Origin of the sequence: Sphingobium sp. C100 (genome assembly GCF_000508185.1) — a bacterium.
GTDB lineage: Bacteria > Pseudomonadota > Alphaproteobacteria > Sphingomonadales > Sphingomonadaceae > Sphingobium.
The window spans coordinates 1-858 of sequence record NZ_AYOY01000118.1; the positions used below are offsets into that span (position 1 = coordinate 1).

Here is an 858-nt window from a genome sequence, read left to right on the forward strand (position 1 = left end):
TTTACGCAGCATGCTCTAATACCAAGCTGCGCGGTGTCTGACTCGCGGGGCTTCCGAAGGTGGTGAAAATCTGAATCTATGGGTGCTGCGACATTGGAGTGCGTTACCATAGGTTCAGCGATCGGCTTGCGGGAAGATTTTGACGGGGCAGCGCTGCGACGAATATCGCGGACGACGAAGAGCGCGAACCAGGCGCGGCGGCTGTTGGCATTGGCGCAGATTTACGACGGTGGCAGCCGGAGCGAGGCTGCGACGACCGGCGGCGTAACCCTTCAGATCGTGCGGGACTGGGTGATCCGGTTCAATGCCCGCGGCCCCGATGGGCTGCTGGACGGCAAGGCACCTGCCCCCGTTCGCGGCTGAACGATGCGCAGCGTCAGGCACTGGTCGATGTTGTCGAGAGCGGCCCGATCCCGGCAATCGACCGAGTGGTGCGCTGGCGACTGGTCGATCAGGCCCGATGGCTCCTTGACGATTTGCGGTCTCCCTCGATGAAACCATCATCAGCCGCGAGTTGAAAAAGCTGGGTTACGTGAAGCTCACCGCGCGGCCGCGCCACCATGCGCAGAATGAATACGCCATGGAAGACTTCAAAAAGGGGGCCTTGCTGCCGAACTGACAAAGGTCAGAGCAACCCTCCCGAGGGGCACGCAGGTAGAAATATGGTTTCAGATGAGGCCCGTGTCGGTCAAAAGAACAAGATCACGCGGCGCTGGGCGAGACGCGGAACCCGGCCTTCGGCGCCGAAAGACCAACGCAGGAAATCGGCCTACATATTCGGCGCGATCGGCCCGGAACACGGCAAAGGGCGCAGGGCTCTTCCTCATGCGTCTGCTCCTTCCAGCGGGGCAGATGGGG

General features: G+C 61.8%; 1 protein-coding gene and 1 pseudogene. Both read left to right on the plus strand.

The window, feature by feature from the left end; all coding sequences use genetic code 11:
- Positions 1 to 126: 126 nt before the first annotated feature.
- Positions 127 to 363, plus strand: a complete 237-nt coding sequence (locus C100_RS48260; RefSeq protein WP_161633906.1) for a helix-turn-helix domain-containing protein — start codon at positions 127 to 129, stop codon at positions 361 to 363.
- A gap of 121 nt (positions 364 to 484) precedes the next feature.
- Positions 485 to 619 (plus strand): annotated as a pseudogene (locus C100_RS49520) (winged helix-turn-helix domain-containing protein); the annotation flags it as partial.
- Positions 620 to 858: the final 239 nt, after the last annotated feature.